Here is a 25695-nt window from a genome sequence, read left to right on the forward strand (position 1 = left end):
CCTTTGTTACAAGCAAATAATATTACCCAGCAGTTTGGCGCCAAGCCGCTGTTTGAAAACATTTCCCAGAAATTTGGCGGCGGTAACCGTTACGGCCTGATCGGCGCCAACGGTTGTGGTAAATCCACCCTGATGAAAATCTTGGGGGGCGACCTTGAGCAAACGTCCGGTAATGTCAGCCTGGACCCGAACGAGCGTTTAGGTAAGCTACGCCAGGATCAGTTCGGCTTCGAAGAATATTCTGTGGTCGATACCGTGATCATGGGCCATACCGAACTGTGGGCAGTAAAAGAAGAGCGTGACCGCATCTATGCCCTGCCGGAAATGAGCGAAGAAGACGGCATGCGCGTGGGCGATTTAGAATCTGAATATGCCGAAATGGACGGTTACAGCGCCGAAAGCCGCGCCGGTGAACTGTTGATGGGTGTCGGTATTCCGGTTGAACAGCACTATGGCAAAATGAGTGAAGTCGCTCCCGGCTGGAAGCTTCGGGTATTACTGGCCCAGGCCTTGTTTGCCGATCCGGATATCTTATTGCTCGACGAACCAACCAACAACCTGGATATCCACACTATCCAATGGCTGGAAGAAACCTTAAACGAACGTGACTCCACCATGATCATTATTTCCCATGACAGACACTTCCTCAACAGTGTTTGTACCCATATGGCTGATCTTGATTACGGCGAGCTGCGGGTTTATCCGGGCAACTATGACGAATATATGCTGGCAGCCACCCAGGCCCGTGCCCAGCTGCTGGCAGATAACGCCAAGAAAAAAGCACAAATCAGCGAATTAAAAGAGTTCGTTGCCCGTTTCTCTGCCAATGCATCTAAAGCGAAACAGGCAACCTCACGCGCCAAGCAAATCGATAAAATTCAGCTTGATGAAGTAAAAGCGTCCAGCCGGGTCAATCCATTTATCCGTTTTGAGCAAGAGAAAAAGTTATTCCGTAATGCCCTGGTAATGGAAAACATCAACAAGAGCTTTGACGATAATCATGTGCTTAAAGATATCTCGCTGATGGCAGAAGTCGGTGAGCGTATCGCGGTGATCGGGGAAAACGGTATCGGTAAAACCACCTTCTTGCGTTTGCTGATGGGCGAAGCCGGTTACCAGACAGATACCGGTGAATTCAACTGGTCCGAAAACCATAATATCGGTTATTACGCCCAGGATCATGCCCATGAATTTGAAAATGACATGACATTATTTGACTGGATGAGCCAGTGGCGTCAGGAAGGCGACGACGAGCAGGTGGTACGCGGTTACCTGGGGCGTTTATTGTTCTCTGCCGACGACATCAAAAAGTCCGTCAAAGTATTATCCGGTGGTGAGCAGGGCCGGATGTTATTCGGCAAGCTGATGATGCAAAAGCCCAACATCCTGGTAATGGATGAACCCACCAACCACATGGATATGGAGTCCATCGAATCCTTGAACATGGCGCTGGAAAAATACGAAGGCACCCTGGTGTTCGTCAGCCACGACCGGGAATTTGTTTCCAGCCTGGCCACCCGTATTATCGAGCTTAAAGAAGACGGTTATGTTGACTTTGCCGGTACTTACGAAGAATACCTGGCATCGCAGGCTTAATTAATCCGCCTGTTTATTTCCCTCTGCCCCGGCTTTAAAAGCCCGGGTGCAGAGAGAAATTCCGATTTTATTCAACAAACTCCAGCGAGTTCAACACATTCAAGCAAACACATTAAAGAGGTGAACCTTGCTTAGTTATCGCCATGCCTTTCACGCCGGCAACTTCGCCGATGTCTTAAAACACTCGGTATTGACCCTGGTACTCGATTATATGACCCGCAAGGAAAAAGGCTTTAGTTATATCGACAGCCATTCCGGCGCCGGCATGTATCAGCTCAGTGACAGCTATGCCCAGAAAACCGGCGAATATAAAGAAGGCATCGCCAGGCTGTTATCCGCCGAAACACAACAAGCAACACCCGAAGCCCTGCTGCCCTATCTGGAGCTGATCCGGGATATGAACCAGGGTTCAAGTGATCATGAGATCAGCCTTTATCCCGGCTCTCCCGGCATTGCCAAAGCAATATTAAGACGCCAGGACAGCGCCCACTTATTTGAATTACACCCAACCGATATCGACTACCTTAACGATTTTTGCCAGCGCTGGCGCAAAGCCCATGTCAAACAGTCTGACGGTTACCAGGGGGTACTATCGTTACTGCCGCCGCCAAGCAGGCGCGGTGTGGTATTAATCGACCCGCCTTATGAATTAAAAGAAGATTATCCGAAAGCGGTAAAAACCATTATCAAGGCCTATGACAAATTTGCCACCGGCACTTATATTCTCTGGTACCCCGTGGTAAAGCGGGCTTTGGTAGACGAGATGGAGAAAACCTTCACCGACAGCCAGGTGAAAAACCTGCTTCAGGTAGAGTTTTGCCAACGCCCGGACACCGAAGAGTACGGCATGACGGGGACAGGGTTGTTTATCGTCAATCCGCCATGGCAGCTTAAAGAACAGCTGACAGCAATATTGCCTTACCTGCAAACCCAGCTGAAAAAAGGACAGGATAACGCCAGCTATAAACTTGAACAGCTGGTGGCAGAATAAAGAAAACCGGTTCTGCTATTACCACCAATAACCGCGGCGCACTATTGGCCGCGGCACATCCCGGCTAAATCCCTTACCACAGGCTGCAATTAAAACTCCACCCGGGCGACAACCGAACTTTCACACGGCGGCGGCGCCATAGAGCTGGCACACAAGTTTATGCGCCAGGGAGAGAATTTTTCCAATTCGGGCAATTGCGTCAGCGACTGCTCGGAGTCCAGCTCATTATAAGGACCAACCACGACACGGAACTTGGTCTTGTCATTATGTAAATTGCTGACCACTTCGGCATTTAACGCCAGATGGGATATTTGCCGCTCCCGGGCAAAGGCCAGTTCATTAAAGCTGCCGATCACGACAAAGGTTTGCGGGTTTTCAATATAATGATTGTGCTCAGCTGAGCTGTGCGGAGGTGTCATATTTTTGGCGATTTCACTGGCTACGCTGACTTCTTGCGGCAAAGCTTGTCGGGCTGTTGCTGACTGGGCTTGTCCCCTATTCTCCCCGGTATCTTCAACAGGCAATAACTGCTTAAATTGTTCACTGCGATCCAGCGCCCGGGCAATGACTGTGTTGCTACCTGATTGATAAACCTCAGGTTGTTCTACGGCTATAACTTCTTTCCGGGGTTGTTCAGGCAAGGTGTTTGCTGCTATCCGGGTTTCTCCATCATTAGCTAATATATCGGCAGGTTGATTGGTGGGTATGCAAACATCTTTATTTAACAATAACCTATGGGCAGCACAATCTTCATCAATCACAGCAGAGACAATATTATCGGAAATGGATTTACCACTGACCAGGTAACTGATCCCTGTGGCACTCACCATCAGCACATCCAGGGTGGCGCAGCCGCTGAGCAGCACAATAAGACAAATTGAAGTAAGTAATCGATGTAAGTTCATAATACAGCACTTTTGATTGATTCTTTACTTTGACTATTCAAGTTTCACGCCAGATTATTCGTCAAACCTTTACGTCAATCATTTCCATAAACCATGGAGTCAACTTCAAAACAACAAGCTATTTTCTCCATTAAAAGTGCTTATTCTTCTAAAAACTTTATCTTTACTAACCTAATCAATAACCTGTACTGCCAATCAGGCCCGGATTATTTACTTATAGGCGAATTCCAAACTGTTTAAGACTTAACCACTATACGATAACCCGGCGGCAATAACTAGCCATGAGACCATGGCAGCCGCCGAAAAAGCGGGCTAAAAATCATAGTGCTTTGCTTAGCCTTTTGATTCGTATCGCTTTAATCCTTGTCATTTTTTTGTTTAATAAACACACAAAACAGCAGGTTTTACAGATTTCTCTGGTATCAAAATGACTTTAATAGTAAGTTTTAATTTTCAAGGTATGTATCTTGTGTGCAAATACCCCTTCCTTTATCCCTTACTCTTTAACGAAGGAAAAAGAAAGATTATTGATGCCGGCGCCGTAGTGAAAGGATGTAGTCTTGCCTGACTTAACATTATTTAAAAATGAAACCCAAAGACTGCTGGCATTGCAGGCGCTGAATATTTTAGATACCCCGCCCGAAGAGCGTTTTGACCGTATTACCCGTATTGCCATGCAGGTATTTGATGTACCCTTTGCCATGGTGAGCTTGGTTGATGCCAAACGCCTGTGGTTTAAATCCTCCCCCGGATTTTATTTAACGGAAACCTCCCGGGCACAAAGTCTTTGTGGTTATACCATTTTAACCGATGAAGTCTTGGTGGTAGAAGATACCTTACTCGACTCCCGCTCAGCAGATAAACCTTGGGTGGTAGAGGAGCCTCATTTGCGTTTCTATGCCGGTATCGCCATCAAAGACAGCCAGGGCTTTAATATCGGCACTTTGAGCATTTTAGATCACCAGCCAAGAACATTAACACCGGGACAAATCAGCATTTTAACCGAGCTGGCAAAAGTGGCGGAGTCGGAAGTCAATGCCGCCGATTTAAGCCAGGTCACGGCAAAACTCATCCAGTCCAGAAAACAGCTGCATCAGGCAGTCAGCCGGTTACGACAAAATGAACAGCTCAACCGGCTGCGCAACCAGGTACTGGAATTAATCGCCCGCTCCGAGCCGTTAACAACGATATTGACCGCGATAGTAACCGGGGTAGAGCTGGAATATCCCGAGATGATGTGCAGCATTTTATTAATGGACGACACCGGCACTAAACTCACCTTAGGCTCGGCCCCGAGCATGCCCGATTTTTATAATCAAGCGGTGGATGGCATAGCCATAGGCGAAAATGTAGGCTCCTGCGGCACCAGTGCCTATACCGGGAAAAGGGTGGTAGTAGAAGATATTGCCAGCCACCCTCTTTGGGCCCCTTATACCGAACTTGCCGCCCGGGCACAACTGGGCAGCTGCTGGTCTGAGCCCATTACCGACCCCGAAGGCAAAGTGCTCGGCACCTTTGCCATATACCATCAAGAAAAGTCTGCTCCCTCTACCAGGGACTTTCATCTGATAGAGCAATCGGCGGCATTGGCCAGTATTTCCATAGAAAGAGCCCAGGCCAACAAGCTGATCTGGCAGCAGGCAAATTTTGACGGCCTTACCGGCTTGACCAACCGTAACCTGATGCGTGAGTTGCTAAAAACCTCCCTGCAAAACAGTCGGCGAAACCAGCAGAAACTGGCGTTAATCTGTCTGGATTTAGATCATTTTAAAGCGGTCAATGACTCCCTCGGCCATAATATCGGCGATGAGTTACTGATCGAATGCGGTAAACGCCTCCTTAGCTGCACCCGGGAAAGCGATACCGTTGCCCGCCTCGGCGGCGATGAGTTTTTGATCTTAATACCCGACCTCAAGGATGAAGCCCTTATTGAGGACATTGCCGGTAAAATTCTTTCCTCCCTGTCACAGCCGTTTCAACTGCAACAAGAGCTGGTGTATGTTTCCGCCAGCCTGGGCATCGCCATCTTTCCCGATGACGCCGCAGATCTTGATGAGCTGCTAAAAAATGCCGACCAGGCCATGTACGGCGCTAAATCTGCCGGACGCAGCTGTTTCCATTACTTTACCTCGGGTATGCGCGCCTCGATACAAAACCGCATCACCTTGATCAATGATTTAAGAAACGCAATCGACAACCAGGAATTACGCCTGCTTTATCAGCCTATTTTTGAAATCGACAGTCAAGAGGTTTATAAAGCCGAGGCCTTGCTGCGCTGGCATCACCCCAGCCGCGGCATAATCAGCCCGACAGATTTTATCCCGTTGGCGGAAGAGAGCGGACTCATCGTTGACATTGGTAACTGGGTATTTGAACAAGCCTGCTTGCAAGTAGCCAAGTGGCGCCAGCAGTATGCAAAGAATTTTCAGATCAGCATTAATACTTCTCCGCTGCAATACCGCAATAATACCGACAGCTCGGCCAACTGGCTTGCCTGGTTAGCAAACTACCGGCTTGATGCCGATGCAGTCACTTTAGAAATTACCGAAAACCTGTTAATGAATGACTATGACCAGGTCAATCAACGTTTAGCCCAGCTGCGCCACTCGGGTATGGAAATTTCCATCGACGATTTCGGCACCGGCTATTCCTCTCTTTCTTACCTGAAGAAATTTCATATCGACTATTTAAAAATCGATAAAAGCTTTGTTCAGAAAATGTCACAGGGCAGTGATGATCTGATCATCTGTGAAGCCATGGTGGTCATGGCCAAAAAACTCGGCATTAAGGTCATTGCCGAAGGCATAGAAAGCACAGAGCAGCTGCAGTTATTAAAAGACATGGGCTGCCACTATGGCCAGGGCTACTGGCTGGCAAAACCTTTAACGGTTGAGCAATTTGAAGCGTTATTACACTCAAATACCCGGTATAAAATCTGAGAAATTTTGCTCTGATTAAGGGCAATGTTTCGTACCTTTCATCCCTTTTGTAAGTTTTTATAAAATAAAACTGTAATTAAACACCAGATATCAGCACCGAACAAAACAGCATAAATATCAACAACTAAAGTTAACCACAAACCAAGCAATCCGGTTACAATCCTGACCTTTTTTGACTTTTCTTTACTTTTCTTTACATTCAGTGTCAACCTGAGCGGAACTTATGCGTTCTAGGGTAAAGGAAGACCTAAATAACGAAAAGTGACCCGGCGTGTACAACAAGAGTCTCCTTAAAAGACCGAAGCATAGATAACACGCCATTACATTGTCATCAGCCCCCGTTTCATTATTTAGCCTGTTTGTTTTCTGTTAAACACAATAGATAGATGTCAGAGGTAATTACAATGAATAAAGCCGTTTGTATAAGCATGCTAGTGCTAAGTAGTTTAATGATACTCCCATCCCAGGCACAGGAAGCCCCACCACGTGGCGGACCCGGCGCGGATGGCCAAAGAGGAGAGCGCGGCAATGATGGCCAAGGCCGTGGTGATGGTCAGGGGCGTGGCAATGGCCAGGGCCGTGGCGGCAGAGGCGCTATCGATGCCGATGCCAACTTAGTCAACGCTGAAGAAAACCTGCAGGCACTGATCGCCGAGCGTGACATCTCCCCGATAGATGTTGAAGACCTGGATTTGCCGGAGATCACAGACGAAAGGGCTCAGTTAGGCAAACAGTTATTCTTTGCCAAAAACCTCGGCGGTGAAAACAGCTCCGCCTGTGTTTCCTGCCATCACCCCACGTTAGGAGGCGGTGACAACCTGTCCTTATCTGTGGGGGTTGATGCCGTCAATGCACTTGATATCAGCAGCCACGACCTGCTGGGTCTGGGCAGATTTAACGACAACGATGCCAACAACCTGCCCGCCGTGCCCCGAAATGCCCCTACGGTTTTTAACTTAGGCTTGAACAACCGCCGCATGTTCTGGGACAGCCGGGTGGAACGCCGTCGCAATCAGGGCATAGTGACCCCGGATTCCCCGCTTGATGAAGACGGTAACCGCCTGGCAGATCCTAACTTACCCGCGGGCGCAACCTTAGCCGCGGCGCAGGCACGATTCCCGGTTACCTCGGTAGAAGAAATGCGCGGCGATTTTGCCGCAGAAGACGACAACCAGGCGTTAAGGGCCTTGCTGACCACAAGGTTTGACAACAGCGACGGCGACTATGTCAGCAACTGGCCGGCACTATTTGCCCAGGCCTATGGCGATACCGAAGTTACCTTTGACCGCATCGCCGATGCCTTAGGGGAATATGAACGCTCTATGGTGTTTGTTAATAACCCGTGGCAAGCCTACTTAAACGGCGACAGCGATGCCCTGACCGACCAGCAAAAAGCCGGTGCCCTGGTATTTTTCCGCTCAAGACGTGACGGCGGCGCAGGCTGCGCTGGTTGTCACCGCAATGATACCTTAGGCGGGGGCGGACACCGCCTGGTGGCTTTCCCGCAATTCGGACCGGGTAAAGGCAATGCCAGCACCACAGACACATCTCATGATTTTGGCCGTGAAAATGTCACCGGCGACCTTGAAGACAGAATGCATTTCAGACCGCCGACGCTGCTTAACATCGCCGTAACCGGTCCTTATGGCCATACCGGTGCTTTCCAGACCCTGGAAGAAGTTGTCGCTCATTACGGTAACCCACGCGAGTCTATCAACACCCTGTTTGCCGCCCAGGGCAATGAAGCCTTTGCCGACGGGGAAGCTCCCTTCTGTCAGCTGCCGCAAATTGCCGATTTGATGCAGAAAAACAACCAAACCTGTGAAAACCTTTACCCGGATGCCTATGCTAACTCCATCGCTGCGGTTGAGCATTTAGAAGCGGCAAGAAATGATGAAGTGGAAGCCAGCGGCCCGCTGCGTGGCTCGCCAAACTTATCGACCGAGGTAGTTGCCCAGGTAGTGGCCTTCTTAAATGCCCTGACCGATCCTTGTGTTGAAAATCGTACCTGTCTGGCCCCGTGGATTGTAGATGAAAGCAACGAAGCCGAGTTCCCGGACGATAGCCCGGTCATTGCCCACGACAGGGACGGCAACTCACTGTAATTACAATTAGCGTATTGTCTAGCGTTTTGAGATGTTGTGCAGGTTAAATGACCTTGCTCCCATCAAGAGCATTTAATTCTGCATCTACATCTCAGCCCAAAAAAAAAAGCGACGGCACTGCCATCGCTTTTTTATTTATGATACAAAATTAAGTCATGACCTGAATCATTTAATGGATCACTTCCCTGCTAAAACGGATATGCTTGCCTTTGCTCATCATCTGCTCAAAAGCATCATGATCCAAGCGCAGCAATGTCTGATGATCGCCCGCTTCAATATAGACCTGCTCCAAGGAGTCTAACTGCTGATCGCACACAACAGGCATATTATAAGCATCACCGATTGGCGGTACCGCACCATGGTCGCAATCACTGAACATCTGGTAGATATCGCTTTCCTTCACCAGTTGATAGCTGCCACGCAGTTCATCATTTAAGGCCGATAAACTGACCTTATTGTTGGCCGGCAATACCGCCATCATTTTGCGCCCCTCATGGTCGACTAATACAACAGCTTTTGCAATTTGGTTCAGTGGGATCTGCGCTGCCACCGCACTGCCAATTGAACTGTTACTGTGATAATGAGGAACGGTTTGATAGGAAATATTGTGCTCCGTCAAATAGGTATCAAGCCGAGTAGAAATAGTCATATTAGCCTCCACACATTTTATGGCTCACCTTTATTATAGAAGGCTACCCGGCATTTACCATCGCGGAGAACCCCCGTTTATCACCTTGTCCATGCATGCCTTTTTCCACTGCAAATAATCACTATTTTTTCACGATAAAAAATACTTTTTTAAACAATAAACTGTCCTATTTTCCACGATAAAAAGCGGTAATTAAACTCCCTGGCATTAGCGCAATGGCGCTGTTCTTCTATACTTTTTACTTCTGTAATTTCCGAGTACTTTGCAGTAGGGATTGACTCTTTAAAAAAGGAATTTCAATATGCCGCTATTAAAAAAAGCAGTTGCATCATCCGTATTCTTTTCATCCAGTTTTGCCGTTCTCCTGACCTTAAACAGCCATGGCGTCAGTGCCAACAACGAACTGGCAATTGATGACCCGGTTAATGAATTTCCCGCCGAATTTGACCAGTTCAGGCACCTGGAAAATCCTATCCCCCCCGATGATTATTCCGAGGTGGATAAGGCCCTGTTCGAAGGACAAGACCCGGGTAGCGTTGACTTAGAAGGCAACCCGCCGCCACAGCCGAGAACGGCCAATATCAGCCAGGCGCCCTCAAGCACACCTGTACCCCTGGATAATTGTGTCTTGCAGGACAGGGTGCTGCAATTTGAAGCCATCTTTTCCAGTACCAATGTTATCCGCCGGGCGGGATTAAGACTCTTTGCCAGCCCTATGACCTTGTGCGACGGTTACGGCGACGGTCCTATCGACGATACCCAGGACAGAACTTTGCTGGGCAACCGTCCGGTGCTGCAAAACGGGCAAACGCCGTTTCTGCGCTTGCATGGCCTGGATGCCCAGGCTTGCCTAGAGTGCCATAGCATTAAATCCAACCGGGTGATCCCGGCAACCTTTGCCGTGGGCGGCTCGGGTGCGTCATCTGCCAGTCCTTTTCCTATGATGACACTGTATGACGGCACAGATCCCGATGATAGCGGGGTGGTAGAAGCCCCCTTTGAACTCAACGAAAGTGCCCGGGCGATCAATCCTCCCGGCATCTTCGGGGCCGGCGGAATCTCCTTGCTCGCCAAAGAAATCACCCTGGATTTGCAGAACCTGTTGGCAACGGCCGAAGCCAACCCGGGTAATATTATCGCGCTAAACTCCCACGGCATTAACTTCGGTACTATCACCTGCACCGGTGTGGGCAGCTGTAACGGACAAAACATTGAAGGCCTGACCAATAACCTGGATAGCCCGGATCCCGGAGCAAGCTTACAGGATCTCACCGAAGTACTGATCGTCAGACCCTTTAGCCGCAAGGGCTCCTTCACCACCACCCGCGCCTTCGATCTCGAAGCCACCAAGTTCCATATGGGTATGCAGCCGGTGGAAGAAGTCGGTTATTTTGTCGACCCTGACGGTGATGGCGTTACAAATGAACTATTTGTCGGCGAACTCAGCGGCATGTCCTTGTTTTTAGAAGGTATAGAACCGCCGGAAATAGTCAGCCCGTTAAGCGACGAGGCCAGTGCCGGTAAAGAAACCTTTAGCGCTATTGGTTGTGCCGATTGCCATATTCCAAGTCTCACCACCCGTAACCGTTTCCTGCCCTTTAGCTTCCCCCAGGTCGACTCGGACCCATTGAAAAATATCTATCGGGTTTTGAATCTGCAAAACCATGGCTTTCCCGTAGCAGGCTTTGGCTCGGGTGTCCGGGTGGATTTATTTTCGGATTTAAAAATTCATGACATGGGACCGGGCCTGGCAGAAGCCAACGGCAACAGCCGCTTTACCACCGCCAGGCTGTGGGGTGTCTCAGACAGCGCCCCTTATATGCACGACAGCCGGGCATTAACGCTGCGCGATGCCATCTTATTTCACGATGGTGAAGGAGCAAACGCCAAGGCGAATTTTACCGGATTAAGCGCCGCCGAGCAAAGCAATTTACTGAAGTTTTTAGGTTCTTTAAAAAGCCCGGCCAATCCGAATATTGGCTTATAGCTTGTTTGCCGTTAAGCGGTAAAAGCAATAGACAGGGAAAGCAAGCCGGTTTCCCTGTCTATTGACCGTTAAAGTTTTTTGATTTTTCTTGCCGGATTGCCGGCATACAGATAACCGGGGGCGACATCTTTCGTGACCACACTGCCCGCGCCAATAACGGCATTATCGCCAACTTTCACGCCGCCGATAATGATCACCCCGGATCCGAGCCAGACATTGTTGCCGATACTGATATCCTGAGCATAATTATGTTTTTCCAACCTCAGGGTCGGATCGCTGTCATGGCTCACCGCCAGCAGCTGGACATTGGGGCCAATCAGGCAGTCATCCCCTAAGGTCACTTGCCCGCCGTCTAAAATGGTGCAGTTGATATTGATAAACACCCTGTGTCCTAGACTGATCCGGTCGCCATAGTCACAATAAAACCCCGACTCGATCACCACTTGCTCGCCGCAGGCTTTGAGCAGCTGCTTAAGGCGTTTTAAGTTGCCTTTACTCGGACTGCGGCCAAACTGGCGGCAGATTTCATGCACCTGCTGACGCTGCTGGATCAACTGGGGGGTTAAACTGTCAAAACGTGTTTTCATAAAAGCGCCGCCATGAGAATATCTGGCGGCATACTAAGATAAATAGCGGTGATGAAGCAAGAGCAAGAGTCTGTTTTCTCTCGTTTTTGATATTTGTTTACTTAAAGTTATTCGCCAGTCCCTGTTGCTGAGGCTTTTGCTTTTTGGACCGCTAAGCTGTGATTGTCCTGTTCAAGGCTATCACTGCTCACCTGATCAGCACCGATACGCCCTATACCCGGTAATTCAATGGCCAAGTCAAAGATATCAAACTCAAAATTAAGCCCGAGCAGGTTTACCTCCAAGCCTTCTTCGACACCGACCGTCACTCCCAACATCCCCAGCAGAGAAAACTGATAACCACTGCCGCTCGGAGAAGGACCGACCAGCTTGGTGATCGGGGAGTAGTCTTTCCCAATTGCCGTTGACGGCAAATCCAAGCCTAACTCAGGCACGGCGCGGGCAATGCTGGCGGTAAAGGTATTGCTGTTGGGGCCGGGATAAGCCTGGTATTCATTTTTATAAGGATAATCGGCAACCGCCGCTGCTATCTTTTCAATCAACTGATCGGCATCCGGTGCCCGGTAATCGAGTAACAGTTGCGGCTGATGCCCCCACCAGTCCCTGTCCGGCAAACTTTCGCGCACCACTAACGCAGAATTACTGCGCCTTAAGCGCCAGCCAATAATTTCATAACTGGTATAGTGCTGCTCGCCGCTGCGCTTGGTGCTAATCCAGGTATGCACCGAAACTGCCTGTTTTGCACCCCAGGTACGCGCCGCATAAACCTGGATCACAGCTCCTGAGTACTCGGCAGGTTTAGGCGCAAACGATCCCCGGGTTTGCGCTTGATTACTGCTGCAACTGCTTAAAAAGCCGGTAAATAAAATCACGGCGATACCGGCTAATATTATTCTGAATAACTTTTTCAAATGAACTTCCTGTTGATGGCAATAGCTTAATTATTCTTGGCAATCAATGCATTTTCCACCCGTACTTTTTGTCCCTGGCGTAAAGTCTCACCGCCGCGGACTATCACATTGTCGCCGGAGCTGATACTGCCGGAAACCGAAATCCAGCGGCCAACCCCCTGACCCACCAGCACATTGACTTTATTGGCGGTATTGTCATCTTCCAGGGTCAGGACAAAGGTTTCTTTTTCCCGCAATACCAGGGCATCCCTGGGCACTAAGGTCGCCATACCCGCTTGCTGCTTGGGCAGGGATACAGTCACCGCAGAGCCCGCCAGCAGGTCAAGGTTATCCGCCGCCAGGCGCACATCAAAGGTGCGCGATGTTTGCGCACCGGCTTTACTCCAGCTCCTGATCGGCAGCTCTACCAATTTATCCTGCCATTTCACCAGCACCTTGGCATCGGCTTCTAAATAAGACGAGATACTTAACGGCGCCGCCACCCGGATATCCAAATGCCGGGTATCCACCAGCTGCACCAGCGGACGGCCCACTTCGATTAACTCCCCCAAATGGGCAAAACGTTCACTGATATTGCCGCTAAAAGGTGCCACTACCGTGCTTTTTTCGATATCAAGCCGGGTTTGTTCTACCATGATTTCCATGGCAATCACTTCATTTTCCGCCACCGCCAAATCTTTGGTGATGCGCTCTAATTCGCTTAAGGCGGTATTGTTTTTCTGGTTTAATGCCGACATGCGCTTTTTTTGCTTGCTCAGGTAGGTCACATCTGCCTGATATTGTCTTACCCGGGCCTGTTGCCGGGCCAGTTGCAAATCTAAATGACGTTTATCCAACCGGGCGATCACCTGGCCTTTTTCCACTTGGGTGCCCGCTTCAGCTATCCATAACAGCTGCCCGGTTTGCTCGGCAGAAATCGGGGCATTGGTGCGGCTGACCACATTGCCGGGCAACCACATGGTCGGACTGACCTGTTCATTTTTCGCCGTTTCAATACTGACCAGCTGGGCATTGCTTTCTGCCGCCTGTACTTGCCAGGTACTCATGGCAGCAAAAAGACAGGTCGATAATACTGCTGGGATAAACTTTTTCATCTGATGCACCTTAGTTGTTACTGACAACTTGTTTGTTAATTTGTTTTTCTGTTCGTTTGTTTTAAGTACAACACCCGGGATATCTGCCCCGGGCAAACTCAAGTTAATGACTTAAAACGTCCTTGTGCGCTCTGGCAGGCAAAGATTTCAAACCAAAATCTTTGCCTGTTAAGCGCAGTAAACAAGGCAATAAAATAATGGTAAAAATGGTACTGACCGCCAGACCGCCGACAATTACCGCCGCCAGTCCCCGGTAGATAGCACTGCCGGTTCCCGGGGTTAACAGCAATGGCAACATACCGAAAAAGCTGGTGGCGGTACTCATAAAGATGGGACGCAAGCGTAAGGTTAATGCCTGCTCTACCGCATCAATCCGGCTCAAACCCGACAGCTGGGCCTGGCGGGTTTGATGCACCAGCAAAATGGCATTGTTGACCACCAGGCCAAGCAAGATAACAAAGCCAATCATGGTCAATAAGTCCAGCGGCTGGAACACAAACAGGTTTAAGGTTTGCAGCGCCAATATCCCGCCCACGGTGGCCAGCGGTATAGTGATCACCACCAGGGCACTGTCTTTAACTGATTTAAATAACGCCGCCATCAGCAGGAATAAAATCACTAAAGCAAAGGCAAAATTCTCCGCCATAATGCCGATGGCTTTTTCCAGCTGATCGGCGCTGCCGCCGTAGATAATATTGCCGTCATCCGGCATCACGGCTTTGAGCTTAGGCTCAACCTGCTGTTTTAATGCAGCGATAGTTTGCTCCAGCGACCAGCCCTGCGGCGGATTGATGTTTAAGGTGATGGTACGGTTGCCGTCGATACGGGTTAACCGGGTCGGGCCTACGGTACGGCTGATATCCAAAAGTTCAGATAACTGCATAATGGAACCGGTACCTGTGACCACAGGCACATCCGCCAGGTTATCGGGGTCATCCCAGCCATCGGCCCTTAAGATCATATCCAGGCGTTTGCTGCCGTTAAAATATTCACCGACATACAGACCATCCCCTAAAGTACGCACCACCCGACCCAGATCCCGGCGGTTCCAGTCCTGCTCCAGGATATTGCGATCATTTGGCGTTAACCTCAGCTCCGGTTCATTCATTTCCGTGCCCGGGTTCGCTTGTACCGTGGCCCCCGGTATCGCTTCCCGCACCCAATCCAGTCCCTGACGCGCCGCCTGTTGCAGCCCCTGGGTATCTTTAGATTGTAAATTCACCTCTACCTGGCGTCCGCCGCCAAAACCGCCAAATAAATTGCCCTGATTGGCAAAAACACGGGTATCCGGCAGGTCCACTAAAATTTCATTACGCACCAAATCCAAAAGTTCATTCACCTGGCTCTGATCTTTGGCCCGTATGCCCATGTTGCCGCCAAAAGGCCCGCTAAACAGGTAATAGTTTTTCAGTGCCGGCTCTTTGGTACCGTCCATATAAGGCTGTAAGCGCTCAACAATAGGTTTGACAACTTCCTCTTCTATGGTGTTGATATTCGCGCCGGGAGGAAAGCGTAAATTAGCATCAACCGCATCACGTTTTACCGGCGGCAGGTAATCTAAAGACGGCATCGCCAGATAAGTCACCACCAAAGGAATGGCTAACAGGCTTAACGACAGCAAGAGACGTTTTTTACCTGAATTGGTCAGCCACATCACTTTAGCGGTGATCCCCTGCCACAGCTTTTCATTGGGATCGTTCATGCTTTGCTGTTTAAGAAAATATTTCGTCAGCACAGGCAATAACACCACGGCAACGATCAGCGACACAGACACGGCGATGGCAATGGTTAACGCCAGGTCGCCAAAGAGCTGGCCTTCAATGTCTTTGAGGAAAAACACCGGCAGGAAGATAGCCACTGTGGTCGCGGTGGACGCCAGCAGCGCTCCCCACACCTGTTTTGCCCCTTTTTCGGCGCTGTTGTGCTGATCTTCCCCTTTATCCCTTTGCCGCAAGATATTTTCCAGCACAACAATGGCGGCATCAAGCACCATGCCCACGGCAAAGGCCAGACCGGCCAGGGAAATGACATTCAGGGAGCGCCCGGTAATATGCAGGACAATAAAGGTGGTCAGCAGACACACAGGAATGGCGGTGGCGATGATCAGGGTGGCGCGCATGCGGCGGATAAAAAACCATAATACCGACAAAGATAACACCACCCCGGCAAACAGGTTGCTGGTCACCAGGTTAATCGCCCGGTAAATAAACACGGAAGCATCAAAAGATTGCACCATGACCAGTTTCTTCTCCGCCAGCAGCTCAGTATTGATCAGCTCAACTTCGGTTTTAACCCGGTTTAAGGTATCCAAGACATTGGCGCCGCTTACCCGGTCGATGCGCATGGAAAAGGCCGGATTGCCGTTTTGTATCGCCAGGTTTTGCCTATCGTTTCTGCGCACATCCACAGTGGCAATATCACTGAGACGGATATTGCTGCCGTTGCGTGATGCCAGCAACAGGTTTTCCAGCTCATCCACCTGGTATTTACCGTTAAACCTTAAGGTGTACTGGCGCCGGCCAACATCGATAAAGCCCCCGGAAACATCGTTGCTTTCTGACACCAGGGCAATAAGCTCGGGGATCTCTATCCCATATTGTGCCGCCTTCACCGGGTTATAACGAATTTGCAGCTCTTCGCGGTTTTGATCGGTGAAGGTCTGGACGCTGGAAACCCCTTCTACCGCTTCCAGGCGTGGCCTGATCACATCATTGGTAAAATCGACATATTCATAAATGGATTGCTCGTTACCCGGCAAAGCCTGTAAAAAGAAAAAGGTCAGCGCCGGGGTACCGCCGCCAAAGCCCCCCAACATAATGCGCGGCGGCGTAGCATCCCGCGGCAGGTTCTCTACCCGGGTCATGCGGCTGATCACTTCAATCAGGGTCTGGTCCATATCAGTTTCAACGCCAAACTCCAGGTTGATAAAAGAAGCGCCGCGGTTGGCATAGGCATTCATAGATCTTAAACCGGGAATGCCGCGCAAAACCTGCTCCTGGGGTTCGATGACCTGGGATTCTATTTCCTGGGGGGACGCCGCCCGCCAAAAGGTCTGGATACTGATCCTGGGACGCTCGATATCGGGAAAAAGCTGTACCGGCAATTTGAACAGGCTGAGTATGCCAACCAGTAAAATTAACGCAACCGCAACGGCAACGGCTGCCGGACTCCTTAATGCGCTGGAGGTGAGTTTCATGTGGCGCTCCCAATTGGAATTCTTATTTCATTTGCCATAAAACATAGCAGGGAGAGGCAATTACGAAACTTGTTGTACGACTAACGGAGACTAAAATACGGTGAATGGCTGACGGGAAAGACTTTGCAATGGTCAGACATACTTTGACATATTTGCTGCCATTAACGGCATCGATAGTGGCAGCAACATCAAAAAATTATCTATAACAACTTAACTGACAATCAGTTACCTTGTTTTTACTTTTGGAACAGCAGAATAAAACGATCGGTTTTGCGGCGGATATCCGGATGAAAAGGAGAGATTTCTCGGCTGTCTTTATCATTGACCAATAAATCGCTTTCTTTGATCAATTTAAAGCCTTTTTGCTTGAGTTCGCTAATCACATAAGCCTTATCGATACGGTGCAGATCCTGGCTGTATTTAGTGCCGCTGCCGTCGGGGGCCGAATGGTCGATGATCAACAAGTGCCCGCCGGGTTTTAACGCGGTTTTCAACTGGCGGATAAAATCATCCCTATCGATTTTCCAGTTTTTATCGACATGATAGATATCGTGATAACCCAGGATAAAGAAAATCATATCCAGGCTCTGATCGATAAAGGCCAGATCGTCGGTTTCCCTGTCATGGCGAATGACATTTTCCAGCCGGTTATCTTTTAAACGTGCCGCCACTTCTTTACCGACATGGGGCAGATAGGCCCGGTTGTTGTGCAAATACACCCGGCCGTAAGGGGCAATTTTTTCCGCGATTAACTCACTGTAATAACCCCCGCCCCCCAGAACATCCGCCACCACCATACCGGGCTTTAAATCTACCAGCTCAAGGACCTGCTGGCCCTTACGGTCAACATCCTGCTCCAAATCGCTTGCTGAACGCTCGCCTTTGACAAACTCCACCTCCTTGGCTGCGAAACCGGGCAGGCACAGAGAAAAACTCAATACTGCTGTTAGCAATAATCGGGGCAAGGTAGGCATATAAAATCCTCATCTATCCGGGTACATAGTGCATCTGATTTTCTCACTCAAGTATAACAGCGAATTGAAAAAAGCCCGTTTCAAAGGAAGGTTAATCCCCAGTTATCAGCAGGTTCGCCCCTTATGCCCTTTGGCCAAAGCCGGAGGTTACTGCTGATGCTCCATTTGCCCCAGGCGATAAATCAGCAAAGCGGCTTTTTCAATGTTTTTGCCAAAACTGGTGATATCCGCCACTTCATCTTTAGTATGACCGCCCCTGCCCATCAGACCCAAACCGTCGAGCGCCATAGAGACATGATCGGCAACAAAGGAAATATCCGCCGCCCCCGCCTTTCTCGGATTAACCGCCACCACAGGACCATAACCTAACTGCTCACTGATCTTGCTATACATGTTTAATAGCTTACGGTTGCCGTGGGTATCCGCCATCGGCGGATAGCCTTCTGCAAAATGTAACTTTGCATCTGTTTTGTGAAGATTGTCGCTAACGATGGCCTGCATGATTTTTTTGGCCTGCTCAAGCTGCTCTGATGATACCGCCCGGATATCCCCTTTTACTTTGACGGTTTGCGCCACCACGTTACTTTTACCAAACGCCCGGGCCTGGGATTTTTCTGCCTGGTCTTCTATCCGGGTACCGCCAATAATCAGGCCGGGGTTAAAGGTTAAATTTTCCAGTCCGCCAAGTTGCCGGCGAAACGCCTCCAGGATACGCGCCGTTTCATAAATGGCACCGTCCCCGACTTCCTCGGTAAAGATTTGTGAAGAATGGGCGGCCTGTCCGCTGACAGCTAAGGTCCAGCCACCGGCGCCGCGGCGGGTGGTCACGGCGGTTTTAATATTACTGTCGCCGTCTTCAAACCCCAGGGCAATGTCCGCCCATTTCGCGGCATCAATAAGCACTTTTTTCGACAGTGACAAAGGGCGGCCGCTGCTTTCTTCATCCCCCGTCATCACGACCCGGATGCGGACATTCTCCAGCAGGCCCAGTTTTTTCAGCGCCCTCAGCGCTGAGACGATAATGACATCCCCCCCTTTCATATCGGTGATCCCGGGACCGGCAATTTCACCGTCGGAGATTTTTTGAAAGCGCTGAAAGTCGTCCTCTTTGGCAAAAACCGTATCCAAGTGCCCTATCATCAGAATTTTAGGCCCGCGTTGACCGTAACTGGCCACCAGGTGACCGGCGCGGTTAAAGGCTTGTCCGTCAACCCACTGACTTTGAAAGCCCAGCTCGCTAAGCTGCTGCAAAAACACCTGGCCGACCTTTTCCACCCCGGGAAAATTCATGGTGCCGCTATTAATATTCACCACCTGCTCCAGCTCGGTTAAGGCCTGCGGAAGATCCTGTTTAACCTGCTTGACGATCTGAGTTTCTGTGGCGCTCAAGCTTAAGGGAGCAGCAGCGGCAAGAGTGCTTGTCCCGGATAAAATCAAGACCAGTGAAATAAGTAAGTGTTTCATTTTTAACCCGCTTTATTAAAATCCGCCAATAAAAGAATAGCTGATACTCCCCGATTTTTTCCGCTATTACAAGCGGTTTTCATGGTTAGCACAGCGGCAGAAACACATCGGTGATCATTTCCTGCTCAGGCACCTCAGGAAAAAAACTCACCCGCTGGAAAAACAATGGAAAATCCCTTAACTGCTCGCCGCTTTGCGCCAGCCAGGGGCCGTACAGGTATTCGATCCCCGCGCGCAGGCTATCATCGGGACCGATATGGCGAAATACCGCGCAGCGCCCTTCGGGGATCTCCTTAAGCTTTACCCCGGTCTCGTTTGCTTCGATTTTGCCGTTTGCTGTTCCAACAGTGACAGAAGCGCAAAGATCAAAGCGATAATCCTGTTTCGCACAGCTGTGGGGGTCGTCATAAACCAGATTAAAGGTCTCACTTACCTTAGGAGATAAGTTATTGGTCTTGCGCCAGCTGATGAACTTGGCAATGGAGTGACCGAGCAATTCCGGCGCCCCTCTGTGCTCTAATACCGCCACTTGCCTTTTGGCAAAAAAGATGATGTTAACGGCTATTTCACCCGGTGTCTGTTTCATTATTTGCTGCCTTAATTGTGTTAATGGCCGGTATTTGTCGAACCAGGGCTGCCATTGTGGCAGCTTGCGAAAACTTGACGGGCTTTGGCCGAAACTGGTTTTAAACGCCCGGGAAAAGGCTTCCGCGCTTTGGTAACCGCTTTCCAGGGCGATATCGAGAATGCGGATTTCACTGCGATAGGCCAGCTGATAGGAGGCCCGCTTTAACCTCAACAGCCTGATATAATCGGCGGGGTTGATACCAAACGTCAGGGAAAACAGACGGTGGAAATGATATTTTGACAGGCAGGCCTGACGGCTGAGGCTATCGACGGTCAGCTCGTCCTGCAAATGACTGCCGATATAATGTAATGTCTGCTGTAACCTTTGCTGGTAGTGCATTGTCCTGTGTGAACCTTTAATAGTGAGTCAATCACACCAGTTTATCCTTTATCTTGGCCAAGCTCTTGATAAAAGTTGCGCATCACATCCAACAGGCAAAAAGTTATTCACGGATGCCAATAGCGGCCATTAAGTGTTAACGTATCTGCTCATCAGCGCTTAGTTATTGGAACCACTTAAAAAATGCAAAAAAATAATAACAGCATTGCCTTGTTTATTTTAATCCTCGGCCTGTGCGCCGCCGTTTATGTCCATCACAGTGTTAAACCCGTATGGCTGGAGCAGAGCTATGTCTATGATACCTATACCACGGATGCCGGACAGCTGGCCTATAAGTACAAAGGCAAAGAAGTCCTGATCGGCGAGCTAGTGCCTTATCGGGACTCGGTATTAAACCAGGCCAACCTGGACAAAAGCAATCAAGCCCCCCCGATGAGCCAGCAATGGGTCCGGGATGAAAATAACCAAATTAAATTATTAAAACCCGCTTTTCATTACAGCCTCTGGTCGTTATTGCCGGCATTGATCACCATCGCCCTGTGTTTGCTCACCCGGGAGCCGTTAACCGCCCTGTTTAGCGGCATAGTCACCGGGGCTTTGATTTTAGGCCAGTATGATCTGATCGATAAGGTGATCATCCCGACCATTGCCACCGAAGGTACCGCGGCCCTGCTGGTACTCTATCTCTGGCTGTTAGGGGGCCTTTTGGGGATCTGGTCAAAAACCGGTGCCGCGCAGGCCTTTGCCCTTTTTATGACCAGACATTTTGTCAAAGGCCAGCGCTCTGCCAAACTGGTGTCCTGGTTCTTGGGGGTGTTATTTTTCCAGGGGGGCACCATGAGCACCGTACTGGTGGGCACAACCGTGCGGCCACTGGCAGACAAAGCCAAGGTCAGCCATGAAGAAATGAGTTATATCGTTGACTCCACCGCCTCGCCGATAGCCTCGGTGCTGGCCTTTAATGCCTGGCCCGCTTATGTCCAGGCGCTGATTTTTATTCCCGGGGTCTCTTTTTTAGCCACCGAAGCAGACCGTATCGCCTTCTTTTTTGCCAGTATCCCTTTTAGCTTTTACGGCATACTCGCAGTCACCGGCACCTTATTATTAAGTTTAAATATCACCCGATTTTCCGGCGCACGTATCCGCCAGGCCCGCCACAGGGCATTAACCACGGGACAACTCGACGCCGACGATGCCCAGCCGTTAAGCGCCAAGGAATTGCAAAGCAGTGATGTACCCGAAGGTTACCGCCCCCATGTGCTGGAATTTGTACTGCCACTGACCACCTTAATAGGCATAGCGGTGATCACTTTTATTACCCTGGGCTCCCCCAAAGTGAACTGGGCGTTCGGGGTGGCCTTGTTGTTATCCGCCTTTATCGCCCTGGGTAAAGGCATGTCGCTGACAGATCTTATCGACGGTTTCGGCAACGGCCTAAAAGGTGTAGTGCTGGCCTCGATGATCCTGATGCTGGCGGTGACTATCGGCAGCCTGAGTAAAGAAATCGGCGGCGGTTTGTATCTGGTGTCGCAACTGGGAGAAAGCCTGCCGTTTTGGTGCCTGCCGGTGCTGTTACAGCTCATAACCATGCTGATAGCCTTTTCCACCGGCACCAGCTGGGGCACTTATGCCATCGCCTTTCCGCTGGCATTGCCGCTGGCCTGGGCCGTCGCTCAATCACAAGGTTTAGCCAATCCGGAGCTGTTTATGATGGTGTGTTTTGCCACTGTGCTTAACGGCAGTGTTTATGGCGATCAGTGTTCGCCGATTTCTGATACTACCATTTTGAGTGCCATGACCACGGGATGCGACTTGATGGACCATGTAAAATCCCAGCTGGTACCAGCAACGCTGGCGGCAGGTTTAGCCGCGGTATTATGGACACTGACGGTGTTTTTCTTCGCCTGATCGCCTGTTCCGACTTTGAGCTGATATTCACTTATCAAAGGACGTTATTACCCTCAATAGCGTCCTGATTCCCCGCCCCCTAAGCGATAACCTAAATATTTTGCTCATTTTCTGCATTTTCCGCCTTTGTTCAGCTTAGGTTCAGTTTACTTTTTCTATGATCAGCCATAACAGCAAAGTTAGTTTTTATTTGGCTGGTCATTTACATAACAATACAGGTGAGTCTATGAAAACCCTGAGCCCATTATTCTATACCCTGATGAGCGTATCTCTGCTCTTAAGCGCGCCATCGGCCCTGTCGCTGGCTTATTCGGATGAGAATACCGAAAACCAGGAGACCGGCAATATCCAGGTAGAAGCAGTAAAACACTTCACCGAAGCCGAGCTTGCGCAGATCCTGGCGCCAATCGCCTTATATCCGGATACGATTTTAAGTCATATCTTAATTGCCGCCACTTACCCGTTAGAAGTGATCCAGGCAGAGCGCTGGGTCAGTGAGCATTCAGATCTTAGTGCAGAAAAAAGCCTGGAGCAGGTAGAAGAGAAATCCTGGGATCCAAGTGTTAAAGCCCTGGTACCCTTTCCACAGATTTTAGAGCGTTTAAGCGATGATCTCGACTGGACCGAAAAACTCGGCGATGCCTTTTTACAAGACGAAGCCAAAGTGCTCGCCAGCATACAAACCCTGAGGCAGCAGGCACAACAGGCCGGCAACCTGGATAACATGGAAAACATGGAAGTAAGCCGTGAAGATGACAATATCATCATACAACCGATAGAAAAAGAAGTCGTGTATGTGCCCTATTACGATACCCGGGTGGTCTATGGCAACTGGCACTGGGCGCACCATCCCCCGGTTTACTGGGACTTTAGCTGGCACAGCCGCCATCGTCATCACTACCACCATGGCCACTATGATTATCATTATGGCGGCCATCACGGGCTGTTCTCCTGGCATCCGGGAGTGCATATCTCCTTTCATCATTACTTCAGCGCGGTGAACTGGCACCACAATCACCTGGTGGTATTAAAACGCCGTCATTATACCCGGGGTTACTACCACAGAAGGGATATTATCCGCCATCATGGCAGCAAGCGCTGGTATCATAATCCGGTGCACCGCAGAGGGGCAGCTTATCGCAGCCATATCGTCAAAGAGCGCTATCACAGCAACCGCCCCAGCAAGCAGTATATTGTCAGGGAGCGTAAACACGAGCGCCAGTTAATTGCCAGCCAGGGTTATAAAAGCAATCACCTTACGGCAAAAAATAAAGCCGTGGCTGTTAGCCGGTCACAGCAGGCCACCCGGCAACAAAAAATCACCCGTCAGTTAAAGTCCGGTCAGGCAAGAGAGGTCAAGCCATTAAAATCAACTAAGGCCAGTTACCAGAGTAACAAGGCTAAGCGGCAGCTAAGTACAAACACCAGGCATAAAGCTCAGGTTAAAAGCCGCAACAGCTCTTCTTACAAGGCAAGCCAACCGACCTATAAAAAACCTAAGAGTTACGCACATAGCAACAGCGCGAAAAAAAGCTATAACCGCCCGATGAACACCAACAAAAGTGTCCGGCCAAAAAGCTCAGCGAGTGCCAAGCATAACGCCAAGCGCAGCAATCACAAATATCAACGCAGCCGCCAGGACAGGCGTAATAGAAACATTAAGGAAAGATAAAACTTGCACCGCTCTCTCAAAGTACAGTGTCATAAAATCACAACGGCCCTTTACCTAAAGTAAAGGGCCGTTTTATATCAAGAGCGTCGGATAAGCTCAGTAACCGCAATAAACTACTTGGCCACTTGAGCCAGGTTGTCTTTCCAAAGGTTGCTCACCTCTTCTGTGGTTTTAGTCACGACGGCATAAGCATCTGTTGCCGTTTTGGTGATTTTAGACTGAAAGCTGTCGACAAAAATCTTATGGGATTCAACCGCACTGGCGATATCACTTTTCCCGGCCATTTCCTTGGTATGGGCTACGCTGTCCTGCATAAGTGAAGTGACAAATGAAGCTTGTTGATTAACAAGTTGCTCTGCCGCTTTTGCATTGATATCAGCCAGAGTATTTAAAGGTTTCATCACGTTAGTAAATTGTTGGGTAAATTGATTAAACATATTTAAGTTCCCTCTTCCACTGTTACGCTGCACTGCAGCAATTGAGTTCAAAACAAGTTTACCCGCTAATAAAAAGAAAAGCCACCACTATTTTTGTGCAGCGCAACAAAAATTGATTCTTTAACATTTATCATTGATTTAAAAAGACTTTTACAGATAAAAGAACTTGGAGGTAAAGGACGGGAAAATAAGGCTGCGGATGAAACCTCTCATCGGTTGCGCCTTCTCCGGGCAAATAAATAGCAGACTATTCACCCGGGGAGAGCTCATTGATAATTCATGCTTTGATAAGTGAACAGCAGCAAATCGTGCTGTTTTTCACATCAGCGATTGAGGAAATTAATGCCGGATATTTGTTCTTCGGTAAAGGCTATGTATTCGTCACGTAATTCTGTGGTCAGCTCTAACAGTTCTTGGTTTTTGCTGCTGATTTCTTCGCCTAATTGCTTGGTGATTTCAGCCTGCTGCGAAGAGATTTGTTGAAAGTCAGGTTTATCACCAAAAGATTTTAAACTGCTGATCCCGGCTTCGGTTGCCAGGGAGAAAATTTCCATTTGCTTCTGGGCCAGTTTCTGCCAGGCATTTAAATTGATCTGTCCGAGTGAACTTATCCCTTTAAAGCTTTTCTCGCCGACTTCTTTATATAAGCCCATGTTATCTGTGAAATTAACCATAATAGCCGCTCCTGTTGCTATAAAATGAACCTTGTGTCGGCAATTGTGCGCCGCAACATTCCTTCTGCATAATGGTTTATTTTTTAATCGATGTCAAACCTATTCAGGCAGTTTTTTTCCTGCTAAAAACAGGACTTCTGGCCCGTTATTTGCCGTCTTTATCATCCCGATCTCCAAGACCGGTTGATTGCAAAAAAGCCTTCTGCATATCAGACCACATCTTCATATTTTGCTGCGCCAACTTACTGACGTTTTGCAGCGGATCCTGCCCCGCAGTTGGAGTAAACATGTTTTGCTGCTTGGCAAACATAGACAGGCTTTCTTCCAAATATTGGGCAAAAACCCCCTGCACCGTGCCGCCATAAAAACGTATCAATTGTGATAATACCGCGACGCTGAAAATAGGTTTGTCGTTGGACTCTTCTTCCATAATGATCTGCAGTAAAATCGACCGGGTCAAATCTTCACCGCTATTGCTGTCCTGCACCTGAAATTCAACGCCGGTTAATACCAGGCTGCGGATATCGCTCAGGGTAATATAACGGCTTTCGCCGGTATCATATAAACGGCGGTTAGGATATTTTTTGATGATCCGGGAGTCTGACATAATTGAAAACCTTATTCTTTATTTCATATAAA

19 protein-coding genes are annotated in these 25695 nt (G+C 49.3%); 7 read left to right on the forward strand and 12 right to left on the reverse strand.

The genetic code is table 11. From position 1 onward, the window contains the following. The first annotated feature begins 3 nt into the window (after positions 1 to 3). Together QL234_RS13290 and rlmJ are read left to right on the forward strand one after the other, a co-directional pair. Positions 4 to 1596 (forward strand): ABC-F family ATPase, encoded by a 1593-nt coding sequence (locus tag QL234_RS13290; protein WP_281558316.1) that lies wholly within the window; start codon positions 4 to 6, stop codon positions 1594 to 1596. Between the two features lie 127 nt (positions 1597 to 1723). Beyond that, the gene (gene rlmJ, locus QL234_RS13295) at positions 1724 to 2587 is read left to right on the forward strand and encodes a 23S rRNA (adenine(2030)-N(6))-methyltransferase RlmJ (RefSeq protein WP_281558317.1); all 864 of its coding nucleotides are present in this window, start codon (positions 1724 to 1726) and stop codon (positions 2585 to 2587) included. 89 nt (positions 2588 to 2676) lie between these two features. On the opposite strand, the gene QL234_RS13300 is transcribed toward rlmJ, so the two are convergent. Further along, positions 2677 to 3492 (reverse strand): hypothetical protein, encoded by an 816-nt coding sequence (locus QL234_RS13300; protein ID WP_281558318.1) that lies wholly within the window; start codon positions 3490 to 3492, stop codon positions 2677 to 2679. 560 nt (positions 3493 to 4052) lie between these two features. On the opposite strand from QL234_RS13300, the gene QL234_RS13305 reads away from it, so the two are divergent. Continuing rightward, positions 4053 to 6431, forward strand: coding sequence for an EAL domain-containing protein (locus QL234_RS13305; RefSeq protein ID WP_281558319.1), 2379 nt, complete (start codon positions 4053 to 4055; stop codon positions 6429 to 6431). 449 nt (positions 6432 to 6880) lie between these two features. Continuing rightward, a complete protein-coding gene (locus tag QL234_RS13310) occupies positions 6881 to 8536 on the forward strand; it encodes a cytochrome c peroxidase (RefSeq protein WP_281558320.1) in 1656 nt (551 codons plus the stop codon). Between the two features lie 169 nt (positions 8537 to 8705). Here QL234_RS13310 and QL234_RS13315 read toward each other — a convergent pair whose 3' ends face one another. Beyond that, positions 8706 to 9185, reverse strand: a complete 480-nt coding sequence (locus tag QL234_RS13315) for a YbaK/EbsC family protein (protein WP_281558321.1) — start codon at positions 9183 to 9185, stop codon at positions 8706 to 8708. A 301-nt stretch (positions 9186 to 9486) separates the two neighbouring features. On the opposite strand from QL234_RS13315, the gene QL234_RS13320 reads away from it, so the two are divergent. Further along, the gene (locus QL234_RS13320; RefSeq protein WP_281558322.1) at positions 9487 to 11172 is read left to right on the forward strand and encodes a di-heme oxidoredictase family protein; all 1686 of its coding nucleotides are present in this window, start codon (positions 9487 to 9489) and stop codon (positions 11170 to 11172) included. 68 nt (positions 11173 to 11240) lie between these two features. Here QL234_RS13320 and QL234_RS13325 read toward each other — a convergent pair whose 3' ends face one another. From QL234_RS13325 to QL234_RS13355, 7 genes are all read right to left on the reverse strand, one after another. Beyond that, positions 11241 to 11759, reverse strand: coding sequence for a sugar O-acetyltransferase (locus tag QL234_RS13325; protein ID WP_281558323.1), 519 nt, complete (start codon positions 11757 to 11759; stop codon positions 11241 to 11243). 107 nt (positions 11760 to 11866) lie between these two features. Beyond that, positions 11867 to 12670, reverse strand: a complete 804-nt coding sequence (locus QL234_RS13330) for a DUF3750 domain-containing protein (RefSeq protein WP_281558324.1) — start codon at positions 12668 to 12670, stop codon at positions 11867 to 11869. Positions 12671 to 12696: 26 nt separating this feature from the next. Continuing rightward, a complete protein-coding gene (locus QL234_RS13335; RefSeq protein WP_281558325.1) occupies positions 12697 to 13764 on the reverse strand; it encodes an efflux RND transporter periplasmic adaptor subunit in 1068 nt (355 codons plus the stop codon). 103 nt (positions 13765 to 13867) lie between these two features. Then, complete coding sequence (locus QL234_RS13340; RefSeq protein WP_281558326.1) at positions 13868 to 16960, reverse strand: efflux RND transporter permease subunit; 3093 nt, start codon at positions 16958 to 16960, stop codon at positions 13868 to 13870. A 236-nt stretch (positions 16961 to 17196) separates the two neighbouring features. Next, entirely contained in the window at positions 17197 to 17934 is a 738-nt protein-coding gene (locus QL234_RS13345) for a class I SAM-dependent methyltransferase (protein WP_281558327.1), read from the reverse strand. Positions 17935 to 18081: 147 nt separating this feature from the next. Further along, a complete protein-coding gene (locus tag QL234_RS13350) occupies positions 18082 to 19398 on the reverse strand; it encodes a M20/M25/M40 family metallo-hydrolase (RefSeq protein WP_281558328.1) in 1317 nt (438 codons plus the stop codon). An 85-nt stretch (positions 19399 to 19483) separates the two neighbouring features. Next, positions 19484 to 20365, reverse strand: a complete 882-nt coding sequence (locus QL234_RS13355; RefSeq protein ID WP_281558329.1) for an AraC family transcriptional regulator — start codon at positions 20363 to 20365, stop codon at positions 19484 to 19486. A 183-nt stretch (positions 20366 to 20548) separates the two neighbouring features. On the opposite strand from QL234_RS13355, the gene QL234_RS13360 reads away from it, so the two are divergent. Both QL234_RS13360 and QL234_RS13365 read left to right on the forward strand, forming a co-directional pair. Then, positions 20549 to 22273, forward strand: a complete 1725-nt coding sequence (locus QL234_RS13360; protein WP_281558330.1) for a Na+/H+ antiporter NhaC family protein — start codon at positions 20549 to 20551, stop codon at positions 22271 to 22273. A 226-nt stretch (positions 22274 to 22499) separates the two neighbouring features. Beyond that, positions 22500 to 23945 carry a DUF3300 domain-containing protein gene (locus QL234_RS13365; RefSeq protein ID WP_281558331.1) on the forward strand — a complete coding sequence of 482 codons (1446 nt, stop codon included), beginning with the start codon at positions 22500 to 22502 and terminating at the stop codon, positions 23943 to 23945. A gap of 113 nt (positions 23946 to 24058) precedes the next feature. On the opposite strand, the gene phaP is transcribed toward QL234_RS13365, so the two are convergent. The 3 genes from phaP to phaR all read right to left on the reverse strand — a co-directional run bounded on the left by phaP (position 24059) and on the right by phaR (position 25663). Continuing rightward, positions 24059 to 24382, reverse strand: coding sequence for a TIGR01841 family phasin (gene phaP / locus QL234_RS13370; RefSeq protein WP_044835549.1), 324 nt, complete (start codon positions 24380 to 24382; stop codon positions 24059 to 24061). A gap of 323 nt (positions 24383 to 24705) precedes the next feature. After that, entirely contained in the window at positions 24706 to 25056 is a 351-nt protein-coding gene (locus QL234_RS13375) for a phasin family protein (protein ID WP_281558332.1), read from the reverse strand. A 145-nt stretch (positions 25057 to 25201) separates the two neighbouring features. Beyond that, entirely contained in the window at positions 25202 to 25663 is a 462-nt protein-coding gene (phaR, locus tag QL234_RS13380; RefSeq protein WP_044835547.1) for a polyhydroxyalkanoate synthesis repressor PhaR, read from the reverse strand. Positions 25664 to 25695 lie beyond the last annotated feature (32 nt).

The organism is Thalassomonas sp. RHCl1 (assembly GCF_947387555.1).
GTDB lineage: Bacteria > Pseudomonadota > Gammaproteobacteria > Enterobacterales > Alteromonadaceae > Thalassomonas.

Coding starts and splice junctions, on each gene's coding strand:
- QL234_RS13335 (WP_281558325.1), bottom strand. CDS start 13,764: ATGAAAAAGTTTATCCCAGCAGTATTATCGACCTGTCTTTTTGCTGCC.
- QL234_RS13360 (WP_281558330.1), top strand. CDS start 20,549: ATGCAAAAAAATAATAACAGCATTGCCTTGTTTATTTTAATCCTCGGC.
- QL234_RS13365 (WP_281558331.1), top strand. CDS start 22,500: ATGAAAACCCTGAGCCCATTATTCTATACCCTGATGAGCGTATCTCTG.
- QL234_RS13315 (WP_281558321.1), bottom strand. CDS start 9,185: ATGACTATTTCTACTCGGCTTGATACCTATTTGACGGAGCACAATATT.
- phaP (WP_044835549.1), bottom strand. CDS start 24,382: ATGTTTAATCAATTTACCCAACAATTTACTAACGTGATGAAACCTTTA.
- QL234_RS13350 (WP_281558328.1), bottom strand. CDS start 19,398: ATGAAACACTTACTTATTTCACTGGTCTTGATTTTATCCGGGACAAGC.
- QL234_RS13320 (WP_281558322.1), top strand. CDS start 9,487: ATGCCGCTATTAAAAAAAGCAGTTGCATCATCCGTATTCTTTTCATCC.
- QL234_RS13355 (WP_281558329.1), bottom strand. CDS start 20,365: ATGCACTACCAGCAAAGGTTACAGCAGACATTACATTATATCGGCAGT.
- QL234_RS13340 (WP_281558326.1), bottom strand. CDS start 16,960: ATGAAACTCACCTCCAGCGCATTAAGGAGTCCGGCAGCCGTTGCCGTT.
- QL234_RS13325 (WP_281558323.1), bottom strand. CDS start 11,759: ATGAAAACACGTTTTGACAGTTTAACCCCCCAGTTGATCCAGCAGCGT.
- QL234_RS13300 (WP_281558318.1), bottom strand. CDS start 3,492: ATGAACTTACATCGATTACTTACTTCAATTTGTCTTATTGTGCTGCTC.
- QL234_RS13375 (WP_281558332.1), bottom strand. CDS start 25,056: ATGGTTAATTTCACAGATAACATGGGCTTATATAAAGAAGTCGGCGAG.
- phaR (WP_044835547.1), bottom strand. CDS start 25,663: ATGTCAGACTCCCGGATCATCAAAAAATATCCTAACCGCCGTTTATAT.
- QL234_RS13310 (WP_281558320.1), top strand. CDS start 6,881: ATGATACTCCCATCCCAGGCACAGGAAGCCCCACCACGTGGCGGACCC.
- QL234_RS13345 (WP_281558327.1), bottom strand. CDS start 17,934: ATGCCTACCTTGCCCCGATTATTGCTAACAGCAGTATTGAGTTTTTCT.